17 protein-coding genes and 1 other RNA gene are annotated in these 17450 nt (G+C 63.3%); 14 read left to right on the top strand and 4 right to left on the bottom strand.

The window, feature by feature from the left end:
• The first annotated feature begins 25 nt into the window (after positions 1-25).
• Both sspA and KW825_RS13110 read left to right on the top strand, forming a co-directional pair.
• Positions 26-655, top strand: coding sequence for a stringent starvation protein SspA (gene sspA / locus KW825_RS13115; protein WP_042653271.1), 630 nt, complete (start codon positions 26-28; stop codon positions 653-655).
• The gene (locus KW825_RS13110) at positions 652-1077 is read left to right on the top strand and encodes a ClpXP protease specificity-enhancing factor (RefSeq protein ID WP_042653270.1); all 426 of its coding nucleotides are present in this window, start codon (positions 652-654) and stop codon (positions 1075-1077) included. The genes sspA and KW825_RS13110 overlap by 4 nt, the downstream gene beginning before the upstream one ends.
• Before the next feature lie 47 nt (positions 1078-1124).
• On the opposite strand, the gene dolP is transcribed toward KW825_RS13110, so the two are convergent.
• Genes dolP through KW825_RS13090 form a run of 4 tightly spaced genes read right to left on the bottom strand, consistent with a single transcriptional unit; the run spans position 1125 to position 4411 of the window.
• A complete protein-coding gene (dolP, locus tag KW825_RS13105; protein WP_218329465.1) occupies positions 1125-1703 on the bottom strand; it encodes a division/outer membrane stress-associated lipid-binding lipoprotein in 579 nt (192 codons plus the stop codon).
• A 4-nt stretch (positions 1704-1707) separates the two neighbouring features.
• Complete coding sequence (locus KW825_RS13100; protein ID WP_042653268.1) at positions 1708-2298, bottom strand: SIS domain-containing protein; 591 nt, start codon at positions 2296-2298, stop codon at positions 1708-1710.
• A gap of 9 nt (positions 2299-2307) precedes the next feature.
• Complete coding sequence (locus KW825_RS13095; protein WP_218329464.1) at positions 2308-2703, bottom strand: YraN family protein; 396 nt, start codon at positions 2701-2703, stop codon at positions 2308-2310.
• A complete protein-coding gene (locus KW825_RS13090) occupies positions 2621-4411 on the bottom strand; it encodes a penicillin-binding protein activator (protein ID WP_256353849.1) in 1791 nt (596 codons plus the stop codon). Before KW825_RS13090 ends, KW825_RS13095 begins: the two co-directional genes overlap by 83 nt.
• A 199-nt stretch (positions 4412-4610) precedes the next feature.
• On the opposite strand from KW825_RS13090, the gene rsmI reads away from it, so the two are divergent.
• The 12 genes from rsmI to murG all read left to right on the top strand — a co-directional run bounded on the left by rsmI (position 4611) and on the right by murG (position 17445).
• A complete protein-coding gene (gene rsmI, locus KW825_RS13085) occupies positions 4611-5444 on the top strand; it encodes a 16S rRNA (cytidine(1402)-2'-O)-methyltransferase (protein ID WP_042653266.1) in 834 nt (277 codons plus the stop codon).
• 161 nt (positions 5445-5605) lie between these two features.
• Positions 5606-5991, top strand: an RNA gene (rnpB, locus tag KW825_RS13080) — RNase P RNA component class A.
• 444 nt (positions 5992-6435) lie between these two features.
• Positions 6436-6894: a division/cell wall cluster transcriptional repressor MraZ gene (mraZ, locus tag KW825_RS13075; protein WP_042653231.1), complete on the top strand. Its 459-nt coding sequence runs from the start codon at positions 6436-6438 to the stop codon at positions 6892-6894.
• Positions 6895-7833, top strand: a complete 939-nt coding sequence (gene rsmH / locus KW825_RS13070) for a 16S rRNA (cytosine(1402)-N(4))-methyltransferase RsmH (protein ID WP_218329462.1) — start codon at positions 6895-6897, stop codon at positions 7831-7833.
• Between the two features lie 3 nt (positions 7834-7836).
• Positions 7837-8151 carry a cell division protein FtsL gene (gene ftsL / locus KW825_RS13065; protein WP_042653229.1) on the top strand — a complete coding sequence of 105 codons (315 nt, stop codon included), beginning with the start codon at positions 7837-7839 and terminating at the stop codon, positions 8149-8151.
• Positions 8148-9902 carry a penicillin-binding transpeptidase domain-containing protein gene (locus tag KW825_RS13060; protein ID WP_218329461.1) on the top strand — a complete coding sequence of 585 codons (1755 nt, stop codon included), beginning with the start codon at positions 8148-8150 and terminating at the stop codon, positions 9900-9902. Before ftsL ends, KW825_RS13060 begins: the two co-directional genes overlap by 4 nt.
• A gap of 98 nt (positions 9903-10000) precedes the next feature.
• On the top strand, positions 10001-11485 hold the full coding sequence (gene murE, locus KW825_RS13055; RefSeq protein ID WP_218329460.1) for a UDP-N-acetylmuramoyl-L-alanyl-D-glutamate--2,6-diaminopimelate ligase: 1485 nt from the start codon (positions 10001-10003) through the stop codon (positions 11483-11485).
• The gene (gene murF, locus KW825_RS13050) at positions 11482-12837 is read left to right on the top strand and encodes a UDP-N-acetylmuramoyl-tripeptide--D-alanyl-D-alanine ligase (protein WP_218329459.1); all 1356 of its coding nucleotides are present in this window, start codon (positions 11482-11484) and stop codon (positions 12835-12837) included. The genes murE and murF overlap by 4 nt, the downstream gene beginning before the upstream one ends.
• Positions 12831-13913, top strand: coding sequence for a phospho-N-acetylmuramoyl-pentapeptide-transferase (gene mraY, locus KW825_RS13045; protein WP_218329458.1), 1083 nt, complete (start codon positions 12831-12833; stop codon positions 13911-13913). The genes murF and mraY overlap by 7 nt, the downstream gene beginning before the upstream one ends.
• Before the next feature lie 3 nt (positions 13914-13916).
• Positions 13917-15200 (top strand): UDP-N-acetylmuramoyl-L-alanine--D-glutamate ligase, encoded by a 1284-nt coding sequence (murD, locus tag KW825_RS13040; protein ID WP_218329457.1) that lies wholly within the window; start codon positions 13917-13919, stop codon positions 15198-15200.
• Positions 15197-16381: a cell division protein FtsW gene (gene ftsW, locus KW825_RS13035; RefSeq protein WP_042653223.1), complete on the top strand. Its 1185-nt coding sequence runs from the start codon at positions 15197-15199 to the stop codon at positions 16379-16381. The genes murD and ftsW overlap by 4 nt, the downstream gene beginning before the upstream one ends.
• The gene (gene murG / locus KW825_RS13030; RefSeq protein ID WP_218329456.1) at positions 16378-17445 is read left to right on the top strand and encodes an undecaprenyldiphospho-muramoylpentapeptide beta-N-acetylglucosaminyltransferase; all 1068 of its coding nucleotides are present in this window, start codon (positions 16378-16380) and stop codon (positions 17443-17445) included. The genes ftsW and murG overlap by 4 nt, the downstream gene beginning before the upstream one ends.
• Positions 17446-17450 lie beyond the last annotated feature (5 nt).

Genomic DNA, 17450 nt, shown 5'->3' with positions numbered 1-17450 from the left:
TGCTTTTTAATGACGGGAGGGTTCAATGGCTGTAGCTGCCAATAAGCGTTCGGTAATGACGCTGTTTTCCGGTGCCAACGATATGTTCAGCCATCAGGTGCGCATTGTCCTGGCGGAGAAGGGTGTTAGCGTGGATATCTGCCAGGTTGACCCGAGCAACCTGCCGGATGAGCTGGCCGAGCTGAACCCGTACAACACTGTACCGACCCTGGTGGATCGTGAACTGGCGTTGTACACCTCGCGCATCATCATGGAATATCTGGACGAGCGCTTCCCGCACCCGCCGCTGATGCCGGTCTATCCGGTGGCCCGTGGCAACAGCCGTCTGATGATGCACCGCATCGAGCTGGACTGGTATTCGCTGGCCGACAAGATCATGGCGGGTACCGATGCCGATGCCGCCCGTGCGGAACTGCGTGACAACCTGCTGGCCATCGCCCCGATCTTCGGCGAGATGCCCTACTTCATGAGCGAAGAGTTCGGTCTGGTCGACTGTTACATGGCACCCCTGCTGTGGCGTCTGCCGAGCCTGGGCATCGACTTCGCCGGTCGTGGCGCCAAGGAACTGAAGGCCTACATGATACGTCTGTTCGAGCGTGAATCTTTCCAGGCTTCCCTGACCGAGGCCGAGCGCGAGATCCGTGCCGGCGTATGAGTATGGAACCTACCATGACCCCCAGTCGCCCGTATCTGTTGCGGGCGTTCTTCGACTGGCTGCTGGATAACGAATTGACCCCGCACCTGGTGGTCAACGTCAACGTCCCTCACGTAATGGTGCCGATGCAGTTTGTACAGGATGGCCAGATCGTCCTGAACATAGCGCCACGGGCCGTGGGGCAGTTCCACATGGACAATGAGGCCGTTAGCTTCAGCGCCCGCTTCGGCGGCGTGTCGCAGCAGGTCTACATCCCCATGGCGGCCATATTGGCCATCCATGCCCGGGAGAACGGGGTGGGAACCCTGTTCCCGCCTGAGCCTGGCTATGATCTCTGGCTGGAGCAGGCCGAGGCACAGGCAGAGCCTGAGCCGGAACCACCGCGCCCAAGCGGACGTCCGACCCTGAAAGTCATTAAATAAAAAACGCAGCCAGTTGGCTGCGTTTTTTATTGCGGGTTGTTAGCCACTCAGTTCTGGGCAAACTCGAACGCCTTGATGACCTGCTTCACGCCGCTGACGTGGCGGGCGATCTCGACCGCCTGATCCCCTTCCTTGCGGGTCACCAGGCCAATCAGGAACACCTCGCTATTCTCGGTCACCACCTTGACCTTGGTGCTGTCAAAGTCCTTGGCCGCCAGCATGTCGGCCCGCACCTTGGAGGTGATCCAGGAATCGTTGCTGCGTACCCCTATGCTCACCGGCTTGCCGAGGCGCAGCTCGTTGTAGACGTGGCGCACCCCTTCGATCCGTCCCACTATCTTGCCCGCCTCCTGCTTGTAGGCGTCAGAAGGTGTCTGACCGACGATCAGCACACGGCCGTTGTTGCTGTAGACGCTGATCTTGCTGGCGCTGTTCAGCTGCTTGTTGTCGGCCAGCAGGTTGGCTGCCTTCAGCTCTATGGTCTGATCGTCCCACTGGGCTCCCAGGGTGCGACGATCGCCCGTCGCCTTGGCGGTGCCTGCCGCGCCACCCACCACGAGGGCGGCACAGCCCTGCAGCAGCAGGGCGCCGGCCAGCAGGCCGAGTACGAGAAAATGCTTGTTCATGGTTTCAATCTTCCTGTTGAGGGAAAAGAGTCTGGTCGATGAGATCACAGAGGCAGTGCAGGGTCAACAGGTTCACTTCCAGAATGCGGGGACGACGGGCGGATGGCACCCGGATCTCCACATCGTTGGGACCGAGCAGACCGGCGATCTCGCCACCGTCACCGCCGCCGAGCACGATGATCGTCATATCGCGGGAGAGGGCCGCCTCCGCTGCCTTGATCAGGCTACGGCTGTTGCCGGTGGTGGTGATGACCACCAGGATATCGCCGGGCTGACCCAGTGCACGGATCTGCTTGGCATAGACCTCTTCGAAGCCATGATCGGTGGCGATGGCGCTGATGGTGGCCATGTCGGGGGTCAGCGCCATCCCGGGCAGGGAGGGGCGCTCGGTCTCGTAGCAGTTCACCAGCTCGGAGATGAACAGCTGCGCTAGCGCGGCGGAAGGGCCATTGCCGCATGCCATCACCTTGTGGCCATTGAGCAGGCATATGGTCAGCATCTGGGCTGCGGTATGGATGGCATCCGGCAGGGCCTCGGCGGCGGCTATCTTGGTCTGGATGCTTTCGGTGTAATTCTCTTTGATGGGATCAGTCATGGGGTCCTCTTAAAATGCGTCTTGGATCCAGTCTGGCTGGTCGCCCTCGAACGCGATCACATCGAATCGGCAGGCCTGGCCGGCCTCGTTGATGGCATGTTGCTTGAAATAGTGGCGCGCGGCCAGCACGATCTTGTGCTGTTTGCGTCGGGTGACCGAGCCGGCGGCTCCGCCATGGCTGGCGTGAGCGCGGAATCTGACCTCGACAAACACCAGGGTATCCCCCTGGCGCATGATCAGATCTATTTCACCACCCCGGCAGCGGTAGTTGCGGGTCACGGGTTGCAGGCCCTGGGCCTGCAACCAGCGTTCCGCTACTCGCTCAAAGTGCTGTCCCTTGCTCGTCGCCGCCGACGGCAACAGGTTCAACCACTGCTGGTGCAGTTGTGCCAGTAGCTTCTTCATGGGAGCTCTCCTCGAGCTGGGGCACGGCGCTATCGCTGACCAGCTTGCCGTTCTGGTAGACGGCCCAATCCAGCATGCGCACTATGTTGCCCTGGGGATCCACGCTCAGCTGCCCGCTCATGCCAGGCTGCTGCATGGCATTGACCCTGCGCATCTGCTGCAGGTTGTCAGCCAGGCTGACCGCATCGTAGCCGAGGGCGAACAGTCGCAGCAGGTCACCCTGGGTCTGTGGCCAGAGCAGGGCAATCTGTTCCCGCTGTTTCTCGTAGCCACCCAGCAGCAGCGGCATGTCGGAGATGTGCATGCCGTTGAGTTCGGACGCTACCTCGGTCGCCGCGCTGTCATAACCCCTGGAGCTGCTGTAGATCGGCAGGCTGCCCATGGGCTCGACCGAGATGTCCACGTAGGGCTTGATCATCCGGGTCTCCAGGCTGTTGGCCACCACATAGACCGCATCGATACTGCGCGGAGCCGCATCGGAGAGCTGGACGATTTCCCCCGCCCGGGCGCTGGATCGACCGCTCAGAGCATTCTTGACCATGCCCTGCACCTCGTTGCGCGCCCCGAAGGTGGCGACCACGGGCTTCTCCTGGCTCACGCCGGCCCAAGCCTGCTCGAACGCCTTGATGCTGCTGTAGCCAATCCGGCCTTGCGCCGCGATCAGCAGCGGCTTGCGGTAGCCCTGACCATAGAGGTACTGGGCAGCCTGAGACGCGTCAGCGGCGGCGGAGAGGGAGAAGTAGTAGGTGTTGTCGTTGACGATCGGCTTGTCCAGCTCATTGAGGGCCAGCACCGGCACTGTCGGGTTGGCCTTGAGCAGCTCCGCGACCCTGTCCTTGAGCAGCGGGCCAATGATCATGTTGGCCCCCTCCTGGATCGCCTGCTTGTAGAGCTCTCCCATCGCCTTGCTCTGGGTGTCGTAGAAGTTCAGGGTGAATTGACCCTGGTTCTCCTTGTAGGACATCAGCATGCCGTTGCGGATGGCCGCCCCCTGGGCCTCCAGGTTGCCGGAGAGGGGCAGGAAGACGGCGACCTGCTGCAGCGAGCCGACGTCGCCGGTGGCCAGATCCCCAAGCCCTGCCGGCATGTCGGTCTGGGCTGGGTGGTTAGGGAATGCCTGCTTCCAGCCCGCCAGCTGGCGGGCGAGCTGACTGGGCTGGGCCCCGAACTCGTTCACCAGGGCAGCCAGCCGCAGCCAGCCGGTGGTCACGTCGGGGGCCGGGGCCTCTTCCAGCGCCTGCAGGGTGGAGGGGGTCATGCTCTTGAGCATGGACCAGATCTGCTGGTGGTTGGTCGCCAGCTCATTCTGGGCCAGATAGGGCTCCAGCAGGATCAGCGACTTGGCGGCACCAAACTTGTTGTTGATGTCCAGCTGCAGCACCACGCGCTGGCGATACCAATCCTTCTGGGTATCGGCATCGAGCGCCACCTCAGGCTTACCCTCCAGCAGGATCAAGGCCTGATTGGCGTTGCCCTGCGCCAGCAACAGATGTGCCTGCAACAGTTGCAGTTGCGCCTGCTGCTCCGGGCTCTTGGCCTGTTTCTGCAGTTGCTGATACAGGGCGACAGCCGGTTTGGCCTGGCCCAGCGCCAGGTAGCTGCGGGCCGCCATCACCTGCCAGCTGAAGGCCTCGGCCGGTTTGGCGGGATCCACCTGCTCCAGATACCACTGGGCATTTTTGGTCAGATCCGAGAAAGCCGACGGCATGCCTGGCTGTCCGGAAGATGGGTTGGGCTCCGACGCACAGGCGGTCAGCAGTACTGCCGCGAGTAGGATGCCGAAGAGTCGTGATACACTTAGCTGCTTTGTAACCCGGTTCAAGTTCATTCCCCGACCAGTGTTGAAGTTCTCCATAGTGTAAACGGGCCAATATGGCGACACAATTGTCGGGACACTCGGAGATCCCATGAGTGACATCCCAACCCTGTATATAGTCCCCACTCCCATCGGTAATTTGGCGGATATCACCCAGCGTGCATTGAACATTTTACGCAGCGTCGATCTGGTGGCCGCCGAGGATACGCGTCATACCGGTATCCTGCTCAGCCACTACCAGATCTCGGTTCCGACCTTCGCCCTGCACGATCACAACGAGCAGCAGAAGGCCGATGTGCTGATCGGCCGGATCAAGGAAGGCAAGAGCGTGGCCCTGGTGTCGGATGCGGGCACCCCGCTCATCAGCGACCCCGGTTATCACTTGGTCACCCGCTGTCGCGAGGCCGGGGTCAAGGTGGTGCCGCTGCCGGGCCCTTGCGCCGCCATCACGGCACTCTCTGCCGCCGGACTGCCCACCGACCGCTTCGCCTTCGAGGGATTCCTGCCGGCCAAGGCCAAGGGGCGCGACGACAGGCTGCAGGCCGTCATCGAAGATACCCGCTCCCTGGTGTTCTACGAATCGCCGCGTCGGGTGCAGGATACGGTGGAAGCGATCGCTCGCATCCTGGGGGAGCGTCAGGTGGTGGTGTGCCGCGAGCTGACCAAGACCTTCGAATCCATCCATGGTCTGCCCGCCTCCGAGATGCTCACCTGGCTAGGCCAGGACGATAACCGCTGCCGCGGCGAAATCGTGCTGGTGGTGGCCGGTGCCAGCAAGCTAGACGAAGAGTTGCCAGCCGAGGCGCTCCGTACCCTGGGGCTGCTGGTGGCCGAATTGCCGCTGAAGAAGGCGGCGGCGCTCACCGCCGAGATCCACGGTGTGAAGAAGAATGCACTCTACAAATATGGTCTCGAGCACCACTAGGTTGGGGAAAACGGCCATCGCTGATTCGCCCGTTCAGCGGATACCTGATTGTGGGATGAAGAGGAATATGTTCTTCCAAGATGACCTCTAGCACTATTAATCGCGGTGAAACTCAATTGCCGGTTTACCCGGGGTGGCGGACAAGGCTATAATCCGCGCCCGGAGTCGGCTGGGCAATCGCTGCTTCGTCGTTGTGTCCCTCGGGACAGACGGGCGGAGGGGAGGAAAGTCCGGGCTTCATAGGGCAGGGTGCCAGGTAACGCCTGGGAGGCGCGAGCCTACGACCAGTGCAACAGAGAGCAAACCGCCGATGGCCCGCAAGGGATCAGGTAAGGGTGAAAGGGTGCGGTAAGAGCGCACCGCGCGACTGGCAACAGTTCGTGGCACGGTAAACTCCACCCGAAGCAAGACCAAATAGGCCCCTATTGGCGCGGCCCGCGTTGGGGGCGGGTAGGTTGCTTGAGCCAGTGAGCGATTGCTGGCCTAGAGGAATGATTGCTACCGGGGCAACCCGGAACAGAACCCGGCTTACAGGCCGACTCCGACCTATTTTCTGAAGAGCCTTGCGATTTATCGTGAGGCTCTTTTTTATTCGCAGGAAATATTGCCGGTACATTCGATGGTAATTGCTGGCGATGGGCCTGATGTGAGTATGTTGCTTTTAAAATCATGAAATTATGATGCTTCGGTGCCCCCTGTCAGAGCCCGCCTTGGCTAGGTGGCGGGGAAGAAAGCGGCGTTCAGCATGGCTTTACCCTGTTTATTTTTTATTGATTCCAATTAATTATGCCGTTGTTACCAGAAATAACTTGTGGAAAATCAATTCATTTAATCGGTAGTGCCTCGGTGTTGCGTCAATATGTTCCCCATGCCCGCCATCCTCGCTTGAAAAGCCTCCTGCTCGTCCTTAAACTTCATGGTGGAGAAAAGTGGATCAAAGTGGTTTTATCAGGCAGTTTGCCTCCTTAAACTCACCTTCGGGGACTGCAATTTGTTGCGTGGCGCTCACGCCATCAGCCTGGACAGCAAAGGGCGATTGGCGATTCCGACCAAATACCGAGATTGGCTGCGCGACGAAAGCGACGGCCAGCTGGTCTGCACCATCGACATTGCTCACCCTTGTCTGCTGCTTTACCCCCTGAATGAATGGGAAGAGATCGAGCGCAAGCTCAAGACCCTTTCCAGCACCAATCCGGCGGAGCGCCGCCTGCAACGCCTGTTGCTCGGTCACGCGACCGAGTGCGAGCTGGACGGCAATGGCCGCCTGCTGCTCAGCCAGCCGCTGCGCAGCCATGCCGGCTTGGACAAGAAAATTATGCTGGTGGGCCAGCTCAACAAGTTTGAGCTGTGGGATGAAGCCCGCTGGCAGCAACAGATCAATGACGATATCCAGGGCCTGCCCGAGGACGATTGGGCAAGCTCACCACGACTACAGGACTTTTCCTTATAAATGACCCAAGCCGCTGAACACATCACAGTGCTGTTGCACGAAGCCGTCGAAGGGCTGGCCATCAAGCCGGACGGCATCTACGTCGACGGTACCTTTGGCCGGGGTGGTCACTCTCGTCTCATTCTCCAGCAGCTCGGCCCAAACGGCCGTCTGATCGCCATCGACCGGGATCCCCAGGCGATCGCCGAGGCCGCCAAGATCCAGGATCCCCGCTTCGAAATCGTGCACGGTCCCTTCTCCGGCATCACCACCTATCTGGCCGATCGCGGCCTGCTGGGCAAGGTCGACGGCTTCCTGCTGGATCTCGGTGTCTCTTCCCCCCAGCTTGACGATGCCGAGCGCGGTTTCAGCTTCATGAAGGACGGTCCGCTCGACATGCGGATGGATCCGACCAGTGGCCAGAGCGCCGCGCAGTGGCTGGCTCGCGCCGACGTGGACGACATCGCCTGGGTCTTGAAGACCTTCGGCGAGGAGCGCTTCGCCAAGAAGATTGCTCGTGCCATCGTCCACGATCGGGTCACCGAGCCCTATGTGCGCACCCGCCAACTGGCGGAGATGATCGCCCGGGTCAACCCGAGCAAGGAGAAGGGCAAGCACGCCGCCACCCGCAGCTTCCAGGCCATCCGCATCTATATCAACAGCGAGCTGGACGAGATCGAGACCGCACTGGACGGCGCGCTGCAGGCACTGGCTCCCGAGGGGCGCCTCTCCGTCATTAGCTTCCATTCGCTGGAGGACCGGCTGGTCAAACACTTCATCCGCAAGCATGAGAAGGGACCCGAGGTGCCGCGTGGCATCCCGCTGACCGAGGCGCAGCTGGCCGGTGGCCGTAAATTGAAAGCGATCGGCAAGGCGCTCAAGCCTTCCGAGCACGAAGTCACCGAAAATACCCGATCCCGCAGCTCAGTGCTGCGGGTCGCCCAGCGGCTGGCGGACTGAGTCATGAGCGAGGTGCGTGTCCATCTGGCCAAGGAGATCATCGGCGATCTCTGGCGGCACAAGCTGCAGATCGTGCTGTCCGTTGCCGTGCTGCTCACCGCCTTTGCGGTGATCCTGGTGACCAACATGACCCGCGGCCTGACCGCCCAGCAAAATGACCTGATGGCGGAAGAGGATAGGCTCAACATCGAGTGGCGACACCTGCTGCTGGAGCAGGGCACCCTGGCCGAACACTCCCGGGTGGCGAGTCTGGCCATGGACAAATTGCAGATGGCTCGCCCGCTGGTGACCACCGAGAAGGTAATAACACAACCATGACACGCAAGGCCGCCACCAAGGCCCCACCCAAGGCCAAAGCCCCGTCACTCTATCCGTGGCGCTTTCGCACGCTGGTGTTCTTCATCGGCATCGCGTTTGCCGGCTTGATCCTGCGGCTGGCCTGGATCCAGGTGATAGACCCGGACCGCCTGCGTCAGGAGGGGGACATGCGCTCGCTGCGTACCACCTCCACCCAGGCGGTGCGTGGCATGATCACCGATCGCAACGGCGAACAGCTGGCGGTGTCGGTACCCGTCGAGGCGGTCTGGGCCGATCCCAAGACGGTGCACGAGTCCGGTGCCATCCATAACGAGCGTGCCTGGCTGGCGCTCTCCGCCGTGCTCAAGCTCGACATCAACACCCTCAAGCACCGCATCTCCAACCCGAGCAAGCGCTTCGTTTACCTGCAGCGGCAGGTGACGCCGGCGGTGGCGGAATACATCAAGGGTCTCAAGCTGGGGGGCATCTATCTGCGGCCCGAGGCTCGTCGCTTCTATCCGACCGGCGAGATCAGCTCCCACCTGGTGGGGGTGACCAACATAGATGGCAGCGGCATCGAGGGGATCGAGCGCAGCTACAACGAGTGGCTGACCGCGACCCCGGGCGAGATGCGGGTGCGCAAGGATCGTCAGGGCCGGGTCATCGAGCGGCTCGGGCTGGTCAAGGAGGGCAAGAACTCCAACGATCTGCAGCTGAGCATCGATCAGCGGGTGCAGGCACTGGCCTATCGCGCGCTCAAGCGCGCCACCGACGAGAACAAGGCCACCTCCGGCTCCATGGTGATGCTGGACGTGAAGACCGGCGAGGTGCTCGCCATGGTCAATACCCCCTCCTACAACCCGAACAACCGTGGCCAGTACCAGAGCTTCCGGGTGCGCAACCGGGTGGTGACCGATACCTATGAGCCGGGTTCGACCATCAAGCCATTGATTTTGTTGAGTGCGCTCCAGGCGGGTGTCACCAGCTGGAAGGATACCATCCAGGGCGGCCCCCTGTTTATCGGTGCCAAGCAGATCCGCGACGTGAGTATTCACAAGGCGACCAATCTGTACGACATCCTGCGCTACTCCTCCAACATCGGCATGTCGCGCATCGCGCTGCGGATGCCCGCCCAGGAGATGATCAACACCCTCAGCATGGTCGGCTTCGGCATGGACACCGGCAGCGGTCTGATGGGCGAGAGCAGCGGCATGCTGCCCCAGCGTCGCCGCTGGTCCGATATCGAGCGGGCGACCCTGTCATTCGGCTACGGCCTGCGGGTCACCCCGCTGCAGCTGGCCTCCGCCTATGCCACCCTGGCCAACAAGGGCAAGCGGGTGCCCCTCTCCATCATCAAGGTGACCCAGCCGCCCAAGGGTGAGCAGGTCATCGACCACAACAACGCCACCGCCATGCTGCAGGCGCTGGAATACGTGGTCAGCAACGCCATCCCTAAGGCGCAGATCCCGGGTTACCGGGTCGGTGGCAAGAGTGGTACCGCCAAGGTCGCCGTCGCCGGTGGCTATGGCAAGGACTACATGGCCTGGTTCGCCGGCTTCGCCCCGGCCAGCAATCCCCGCTTCGTCATGGTGGTGGTGATCAACGAGCCCAAGGGCAGCGCCTACTACGGCGGTGCCGTCGCGACCCCGCCCTTTGCCGAGGCCATGGGCGGCGTGCTGCAGCTCTTCAACATTCGCCCCGATGGGCTAGCGCCTGCCGTGCCCGCCAAACTCGCCCGTGTGGAGGCTCCCAATGCCGCGCCACGCACCTGATTGGCGTCAAGCTCCCGCCCGCGACCTTGGTCGCGGGCCTTTTCCCCTGTCGTCGCGCCGTTCGGGCGCCTGTATTCCTGCCCGGTTGGAGGCTTCTCATGTTGTCCCGCGCGCTTGATCAACTGCTGCGCCCCCTCGGCATCTCTGCCCCGGCGCTCCCCCTCACCGACCTCCAGCTGGACAGCCGGCGGGTCGGGCCCGGTTGCCTCTTCGTGGCCATTCGGGGCCACCAGATGGATGGCAGACGCTTCATCGAACAGGCGGTGGCTCAGGGAGCGACCGCCGTCCTGTTTGAGGAGGACGGAGAATTTGTGGCGCCAACCCTGGCGGTGCCCTGTTTCGGGATCCCCCAATTGTCCGCTCGCCTCTCCGGCCTGGCCGGTGATTTCTACGGCCAGCCCGCCCGCCAGCTGCAACTGGTGGGCATCACCGGCACCAATGGCAAGAGCACCACGGCGTTGCTGGTGGCGAACTGGCGCACCCTGCTGGGGGGCAAGGCCGGGGTGATGGGCACGGTCGGCAACGGTCTGTTCGGTGAGCTGGTGGAAGCGGAAAACACCACCGGCAGCGCCCTGCAGGTGCAGGCGAATCTGGCGGCCCTGCAACGGCAGGGGGCGGATTTGGTGGCGATGGAGGTCTCCAGCCACGGTCTGGTGCAGCATCGCGTGGCGGCGCTGCCCTTCGCGGCGACCGTGTTTACCAACCTGAGCCGGGATCATCTGGACTATCACGGCACCATGGAGGCTTATGGCGCCGCCAAGGAAGAGCTGCTCAAGCTGGTCGAGGAAGCCAATGCGGTCATCAATGCCGACGACGAGGTGGGGCAGGCATGGCTGGCACGTTATCCCGAGGCCGTGGCGTTCGGGGTGAATGGCCCGATTGAAAACCATCCTGGGCGACAGTTAACGGCGCAGGATCCCCATTTTCACCAACAAGGTTTTCACACCAGGATTAACTCCAGCTGGGGGAATGGTGTATTATCCGCCCCCTTGCTCGGCCGCTTCAACGTCAGCAATGTGCTGGCGGCGATGGGTGCCATGCTGGTGCTCGGTTACGACTTCGATGCGCTGCTGGCCAGCGCGCCGCAATTGCAGCCGGTGACCGGCCGCATGGAGTGCTTCGGGGGCGGCAAGGCGCCGCTCGCCGTGGTCGATTATGCCCATACCCCGGATGCGCTGGAGAAAGCGTTGCAGGCCCTGCGGGTGCACTGCGAGGGCCAACTCTGGTGTCTGGTGGGCTGTGGTGGCGACCGGGATCGCGGCAAGCGTCCCATGATGGCCGCCATGGCGGAGCTGCATGCGGATCGCGTGATCCTGACCGACGACAATCCCCGTACCGAGGAGCCGGCCCAGATCATGGCGGACATGGTGGCGGGTCTTCGCGATCCCGACTCGGTGCAGATCGAGCACGACAGGGTCAAGGCGATCAATCTGGCCATCGGTCAGGCGAGCAAACAGGACATCATCCTGGTGGCCGGTAAGGGTCACGAGGATTATCAGATCATTGGAACCGACAAGCGGCACTACAGCGACCGGGAAACCGTCGCGGCCGCCTTGCACACATTATTGGAGTCATTCACATGATGACCCTCAGGCTTGCCGACCTGGCGCAGGTGCTCGATGCCCGTCTGATTGGTGACGACGCGGCGATCACGGCGGTCAGTACCGACACCCGTACCCTGGGTGCGGGCGCACTCTTTGTTGCGCTGCGCGGCGAGCGTTTCGATGCCCACGACTTCTGCGATCAGGCCGTCGCCGCCGGGGCCTCGGCCCTGCTGGTGGAGCGCGAGCTGCCGCTGGCCATTCCCCAGCTGATCGTCGCCGACAGCCTCAAGGGGCTGGGGCGGCTCGGCAAGCTGGTACGCGAGCGCCTCAACCCCAAGGTGCTGGCGATCACCGGCAGCTGTGGCAAGACCACGGTCAAGGAGATGGCGACCGCCATCCTGCGCCACGAAGGGGAGGTGCTGGCCACCGCCGGCAACTTCAACAACGAAGTGGGGGTGCCGCTCACCCTGCTGCGCCTCGAGCCGCAACACAGATTTGCGGTGCTGGAGCTGGGGGCGAATCATCCTGGCGAGATCGCCTGGACCACCTCCCTGGTCAAACCCGATGCCGCCATCATCAACAACGTGGCGGCCGCGCATCTGGAGGGATTCGGTTCCCTCGAGGGCGTCTTCCACGCCAAGAGCGAGATCTTCGTCGGTCTGGGCCCGCAGGGGACGGCTATCGTCAACGCCGACAACGAGTTCTGGCCAAAGTGGCAGGAGAAGGGCATTCACTGCGCCTTCTCCATCGAGGATCGAAGCCAGCCATTCCATGCCCGCGACATTCGTTTCAATGCGTCAGGCTGCGCCGAGTGCGTGCTGGTGACCCCGCAGGGGGACGTGAGCCTGACCCTGGCCATTCCCGGCCGCCACAACGTGGCCAACGCCCTGGCCGCCACCGCCGGTTGCTTGGCGCTGGGTGCCTCGCTCGCTTCCGTCAAGGCGGGACTGGAGCAGATGGCGCCGGTCAAGGGCCGCTTCTGCGTGCAGCGCTGGGGTGGTCTCACCCTGGTGGATGACACCTACAACGCCAGCGTGGAGTCCGTGCTGGCAGGCATCGATGCCCTGACCGCCATGGGCGGCTACAAGGTGCTGGTGTTCGGTGACATGAAGGAGTTGGGTGAGGAGTCTGCCGAGCAACACGCCCGGGTCGGACGCCACGCCCGCGAGCGCGGTCTTGACGCCGTGCTGACAGTAGGGGAACAGAGTCGCCACACCGCAGATGCCGCGGCTGGCCGACATTTCGATAACAAGGCGTCGTTGTTTGAAGTGCTTGCGCAAATGATAAATACACATCAAGAAATTTCGATTCTGGTCAAGGGCGCCCGCGGCTCCCGCATGGAAGATATCGTCAAGATGGTCGCTGACCGTCAGGAGTCAGCCACATGCTAGTCTGGCTGGCGGAACTGCTCACCCCGCACTTCACCTTCTTCAACGTCTTCTCCTACCTGACGTTTCGCGCCATCCTGTCGATCATCACCGGTCTGGCGGTGGCGCTCTGGATGGGGCCTCGCCTCATCCGCCGTCTGCAGATCCTGAAATTCGGCCAGGTGATCCGCAACGACGGCCCTGAGTCTCACCTCAGCAAGAAAGGCACCCCGACCATGGGCGGCCTGATGATCATCGCCGCCATCTTCATCTCGGTGCTGCTCTGGAGCCGCCTCGACAACCCCTATGTCTGGCTGGTGCTGTTCGTGCTCGGCGCCTACGGTGCCATCGGCTTCGCCGACGACTACCTCAAGGTGGTGCGCAAGAATACCGACGGTCTGATCGCCCGCTGGAAGTACTTCTGGCAGTCGGCAGTCGCGCTGGGGGTGGCGGTGTTCCTCTACGCCACGGCCACCCATGATGGCCAGACCCAGCTGGTGGTGCCCTTCCTCAAGGATGTGATGCCGCAGCTCGGCCTGATGTTCATCGTGCTGACCTACTTCGTCATCGTCGGTACCTCCAACGCGGTCAACCTGACCGACGGCCTGGATGGTCTGGCCATCATGCCGACCGTGATGGTGGCAGGGGGCTTCGCCCTGATCGCCTGGGCGACCGGCAACGTCAACTTCGCCAACTACCTGCACATCCCCTACGTGCCCTATACCTCAGAGCTGGTGATCGTCTGCACCGCCATCGTCGGCGCGGGTCTTGGTTTCCTCTGGTTCAATACCTATCCGGCCCAGGTCTTCATGGGCGATGTCGGCTCGCTGGCGCTGGGCGGTGCCCTCGGCACCATAGCCGTGCTGGTGCGCCAGGAGTTCCTGCTGGTGATCATGGGCGGCGTCTTCGTGATGGAGACCGTCTCGGTGATCCTGCAGGTGGGCTCCTACAAGCTGCGCGGCGTGCGGATCTTCCGCATGGCCCCGATCCATCACCACTATGAGAAGAAGGGTTGGCCTGAGCCGCGCGTGATAGTGCGCTTCTGGATCATCACCCTCATGCTGGTGTTGCTCGGCCTCGCCACCCTGAAGGTGAGGTAAGCCATGGTCATCATCATCGGACTCGGTAAAACCGGACTCTCCTGCGTCGACTACTTCCTGAGTCGCGGCGTGACGCCGCTGGTGATGGATACCCGCGCCAACCCGCCAGGCCGGGATCAACTGCCGGCCGGGGTGGAGCTCGTCCAGGGGCTGGACGCCGATCGGCTCAAGCAGGCCCACATGATAGTGGCGAGCCCGGGCATCGCCCTGGCCACCCCCGAGCTGCAGGCCGCGGCCGAGTTCGGGGTGCGCATCATCGGCGATGTCGAGCTGTTCGTGCGCGAGACCCAGGTGCCGGTCATCGCCATCACCGGCTCCAACGGCAAGAGCACAGTGACCACCCTGGTCGGCGAGATGATCGCCGAGGCGGGCCTCAAGGTCGGGGTCGGTGGCAACATCGGCACCCCGGCGCTGGAGCTGCTCAAGCAGCCGATGGATCTCTGCGTGCTGGAGCTCTCCAGCTTCCAGCTGGAGACCACCCACAGCCTGCGTGCCGCCGCCTCGGTGGTGCTAAACCTCAGTGAAGATCATATGGATCGCTACGCCGGCATGGCCGACTATCGCGCCGCCAAGCAGGAGATCCATCAGCATTCCCAACACATACTGATCAACCGGGACGATGCCCAGACTCTGCCCGACGTGGGTCAGGTGTGGCAGAGCTTCGGCCTGGATTGCAACGGCTACGGCCGCTGCCTGCTGGACGGCCGCCACTGGTTGACCCTGCACGGGGAGCCGCTGCTGGCCGTCGACGAGATGAAGATCGTCGGTGCCCACAACCAGGCCAATGCCCTGGCGGCCATGGCCCTGTGCGATGCGGTCGGCATCCCCCGTGAGCCACAGCTGCGGGTGCTGCGCCGGTTCGAGGGCCTGCCCCACCGTGCCCGCTTCGTGCGGGAGGTAAACGGGGTGCGCTGGATCAACGACTCCAAGGCCACCAACGTGGGGGCGACCCTGGCGGCCGTGGCCGGCGTGCGCGAGTCGGTCAAGGGCCGGCTGCTGCTGCTGGCCGGTGGCCAGGGCAAGGGCCAGGACTTTGGCCCGGTGCAGGCGCTGCTCGGCAACCAGATCGATCACCTGTACTGCTTCGGCCAGGACGCCGAGGTGCTGCTCGCCCTGGGTGAGCAGACCGAACGGGTCGCCGATCTCGCTGCCGCCGTCGCCAAGGCCGCCGCCGACGCCAGACCCGGCGACTGGGTGCTGCTGGCGCCGGCCTGCGCCAGCCTGGATCAGTTCAAATCCTTCGAAGCCCGTGGCGATCGCTTCACCGAACTGGTGCTGGCCCTATGAATGCCCTGCGCACCATCGCGGCTCTGCTGCAACGCTGGTTGTTACCGGCGCGCCCCGCCGGTCTCTACGATCGGCAGCTGGTGGTGCTGGCGCTGGCGCTGATGTCGGTGGGCCTGGTGATAGTGGCGTCGGCCTCCATTCCGGAGGGGATCGCCATCAACAACGACCCCTTCATGTTCGTGAAGCGTCACGGCCTGTTCCTGGTGATGGCGCTCGGCATCTCCTGGTTCGTGCTGCAGGTGCCGATGGCGCGCTGGCAGCAATACAACAGTCCCATGCTGTTGCTTGCCATCCTGATGTTGGTGCTGGTGCTGCTGGTGGGCCGCAGCGTCAACGGCTCCATCCGCTGGCTGCCGCTCGGCCCCTTCAACCTGCAGCCTGCGGAATTTGGCAAGCTGGCGCTGTTTGTCTACTTGGCGGGCTATCTGGTGCGTCGCCAGAACGAGGTGCGTGAGCGCTTCATCGGCTTCATGAAGCCCATGGCGGTGCTGTTCGTGGTGGCCATCTTGCTGCTGGCCCAGCCGGATCTGGGCTCGGTGGTGGTGATGTTCGTGACCTCCCTTGGCATGTTGTTCCTGGCAGGGGCGCGGCTAGTGCAGTTCATCGGCCTCATCCTGGTCGGGGTGAGCGCCGTGGTGACCCTGATCATCGCCGAGCCCTACCGGATGCGGCGGGTGACCTCCTTCCTCGATCCCTGGGCCGACCCGTTCGGCAGCGGTTATCAGCTGACTCAGTCGCTGATGGCATTCGGCCGCGGCAGCTGGTTTGGCGAGGGGCTCGGCAACTCCATCCAGAAGATGGAATACCTGCCGGAGGCGCACACCGACTTCGTGTTCGCCATCCTGGGGGAAGAGCTGGGGTATGTGGGCGTGCTGGGTGCGCTCCTCCTCATCTTCGCGCTGGCGTACAAGGCCTTGCGACTCGGTCATCAGGCGCTGGTAGCCGAGAAGTTGTATGAGGGCTATCTGGCCATCGGCATCGGCATCTGGTTCAGCTTCCAGACCTTCGTCAACGTCGGCGCGGCCAGCGGCATGATGCCGACCAAGGGCCTGACCCTGCCCCTGGTCAGTTACGGCGGTTCCAGTCTCATCATCATGATGGTGGCGGTGAGCATGTTGATTCGTATCGATTTCGAGTTGCGCCAGGCCAGTGCCCAGGCGCGTGTGCGGGAGGTTTCGTGAGCAAGACGCTACTGGTGATGGCAGGCGGTACCGGGGGCCATGTGTTCCCCGGGCTGGCGGTGGCCGATCGCCTCAAGGCCCAGGGCTGGACCATTCACTGGCTCGGCACAGCCGACCGGATGGAGGCCGAGCTGGTGCCCGCCCACGGTTATCCCATTTCCTTTATCGACATCCAGGGGGTGCGTGGCAACGGCATCAAGCGGTTGCTGGCGGCCCCTTATCGTATCGTCAAGTCGGTGCTGCAGGCCCGCAAGGTACTGAAGACCATTCGTCCGGATGTGGTGCTCGGCATGGGGGGCTTCGCCTCCGGTCCCGGTGGCGTCGCGGCCTGGCTGTCCGGTATTCCCCTGCTGCTGCATGAGCAGAATGCGGCGGCCGGCATGACCAACAAGCTGCTGGCGCGGCTCGCCAAGCGGGTGCTGATGGCCTTCCCCGGCGCCTTCGCACCGAGCCGTCGCACCGCCGTGGTCGGCAACCCGGTACGCCCGGAAGTGGTGGCCCTGCCGGATCCGCAGCTGCGCAGTAGTGCCGAGCCGCTGCGCCTGCTGATCGTCGGCGGCAGCTTGGGCGCCAAGGTGCTCAACGAGCAGGTGCCCCCCGCCGTGGCCGCCGCCGGTGTGCCCATCCAGGTGCGCCATCAGTGCGGCAAGGGCAATAGCGACGCCGTAGCGGAGGCTTACGCTAGGCTGGGGGCCGATGCCGAGGTGAGTGAATTTATCAAGGACATGGCCGACGCCTATGCCTGGGCCGATCTGGTGGTGTGCCGCGCGGGGGCCCTGACGGTCTCCGAGGTGGCGGCCGCCGGCGTCGCCGCCATCTTCGTGCCGTTGCCCCACGCGGTGGACGATCACCAGACCCGCAACGCCCTGACCCTGGTCGACGGCGGTGCGGCCGAGTTCCTGCCCCAATCCGAGCTGACCACGGCCTCGCTGGCCGCGCGTCTCTCCTGGCTCGCCGGGCGCAGGGAAACCCTATTGAACATGGCCCAAACCGCCCGTCGCGTCGCTATTACCGATGCCGCCGAGCGGGTTGCCGATGAATGCAAACGGCTTGCGGCAGACTGAGAGAG

Source organism: Aeromonas sp. sif2433 (assembly GCF_019218705.1).
In the GTDB taxonomy this organism is placed as follows: domain Bacteria; phylum Pseudomonadota; class Gammaproteobacteria; order Enterobacterales; family Aeromonadaceae; genus Aeromonas; species Aeromonas encheleia.
The sequence above is the reverse complement of the archived record's forward strand: the minus strand, read 5'-3'. Positions and strand labels throughout refer to the sequence as shown.

What these genes read in the sequence shown, in the direction of transcription:
- sspA (WP_042653271.1), top strand. Translation starts at nt 26, where the DNA reads ATGGCTGTAGCTGCCAATAAGCGTTCGGTAATGACGCTGTTTTCCGGT.
- KW825_RS13110 (WP_042653270.1), top strand. Translation starts at nt 652, where the DNA reads ATGAGTATGGAACCTACCATGACCCCCAGTCGCCCGTATCTGTTGCGG.
- dolP (WP_218329465.1), bottom strand. Translation starts at nt 1,703, where the DNA reads ATGAACAAGCATTTTCTCGTACTCGGCCTGCTGGCCGGCGCCCTGCTG.
- KW825_RS13100 (WP_042653268.1), bottom strand. Translation starts at nt 2,298, where the DNA reads ATGACTGATCCCATCAAAGAGAATTACACCGAAAGCATCCAGACCAAG.
- KW825_RS13095 (WP_218329464.1), bottom strand. Translation starts at nt 2,703, where the DNA reads ATGAAGAAGCTACTGGCACAACTGCACCAGCAGTGGTTGAACCTGTTG.
- KW825_RS13090 (WP_256353849.1), bottom strand. Translation starts at nt 4,411, where the DNA reads ATGCCGTCGGCTTTCTCGGATCTGACCAAAAATGCCCAGTGGTATCTG.
- rsmI (WP_042653266.1), top strand. Translation starts at nt 4,611, where the DNA reads ATGAGTGACATCCCAACCCTGTATATAGTCCCCACTCCCATCGGTAAT.
- rsmH (WP_218329462.1), top strand. Translation starts at nt 6,895, where the DNA reads ATGACCCAAGCCGCTGAACACATCACAGTGCTGTTGCACGAAGCCGTC.
- ftsL (WP_042653229.1), top strand. Translation starts at nt 7,837, where the DNA reads ATGAGCGAGGTGCGTGTCCATCTGGCCAAGGAGATCATCGGCGATCTC.
- KW825_RS13060 (WP_218329461.1), top strand. Translation starts at nt 8,148, where the DNA reads ATGACACGCAAGGCCGCCACCAAGGCCCCACCCAAGGCCAAAGCCCCG.
- murE (WP_218329460.1), top strand. Translation starts at nt 10,001, where the DNA reads ATGTTGTCCCGCGCGCTTGATCAACTGCTGCGCCCCCTCGGCATCTCT.
- murF (WP_218329459.1), top strand. Translation starts at nt 11,482, where the DNA reads ATGATGACCCTCAGGCTTGCCGACCTGGCGCAGGTGCTCGATGCCCGT.
- mraY (WP_218329458.1), top strand. Translation starts at nt 12,831, where the DNA reads ATGCTAGTCTGGCTGGCGGAACTGCTCACCCCGCACTTCACCTTCTTC.
- murD (WP_218329457.1), top strand. Translation starts at nt 13,917, where the DNA reads ATGGTCATCATCATCGGACTCGGTAAAACCGGACTCTCCTGCGTCGAC.
- ftsW (WP_042653223.1), top strand. Translation starts at nt 15,197, where the DNA reads ATGAATGCCCTGCGCACCATCGCGGCTCTGCTGCAACGCTGGTTGTTA.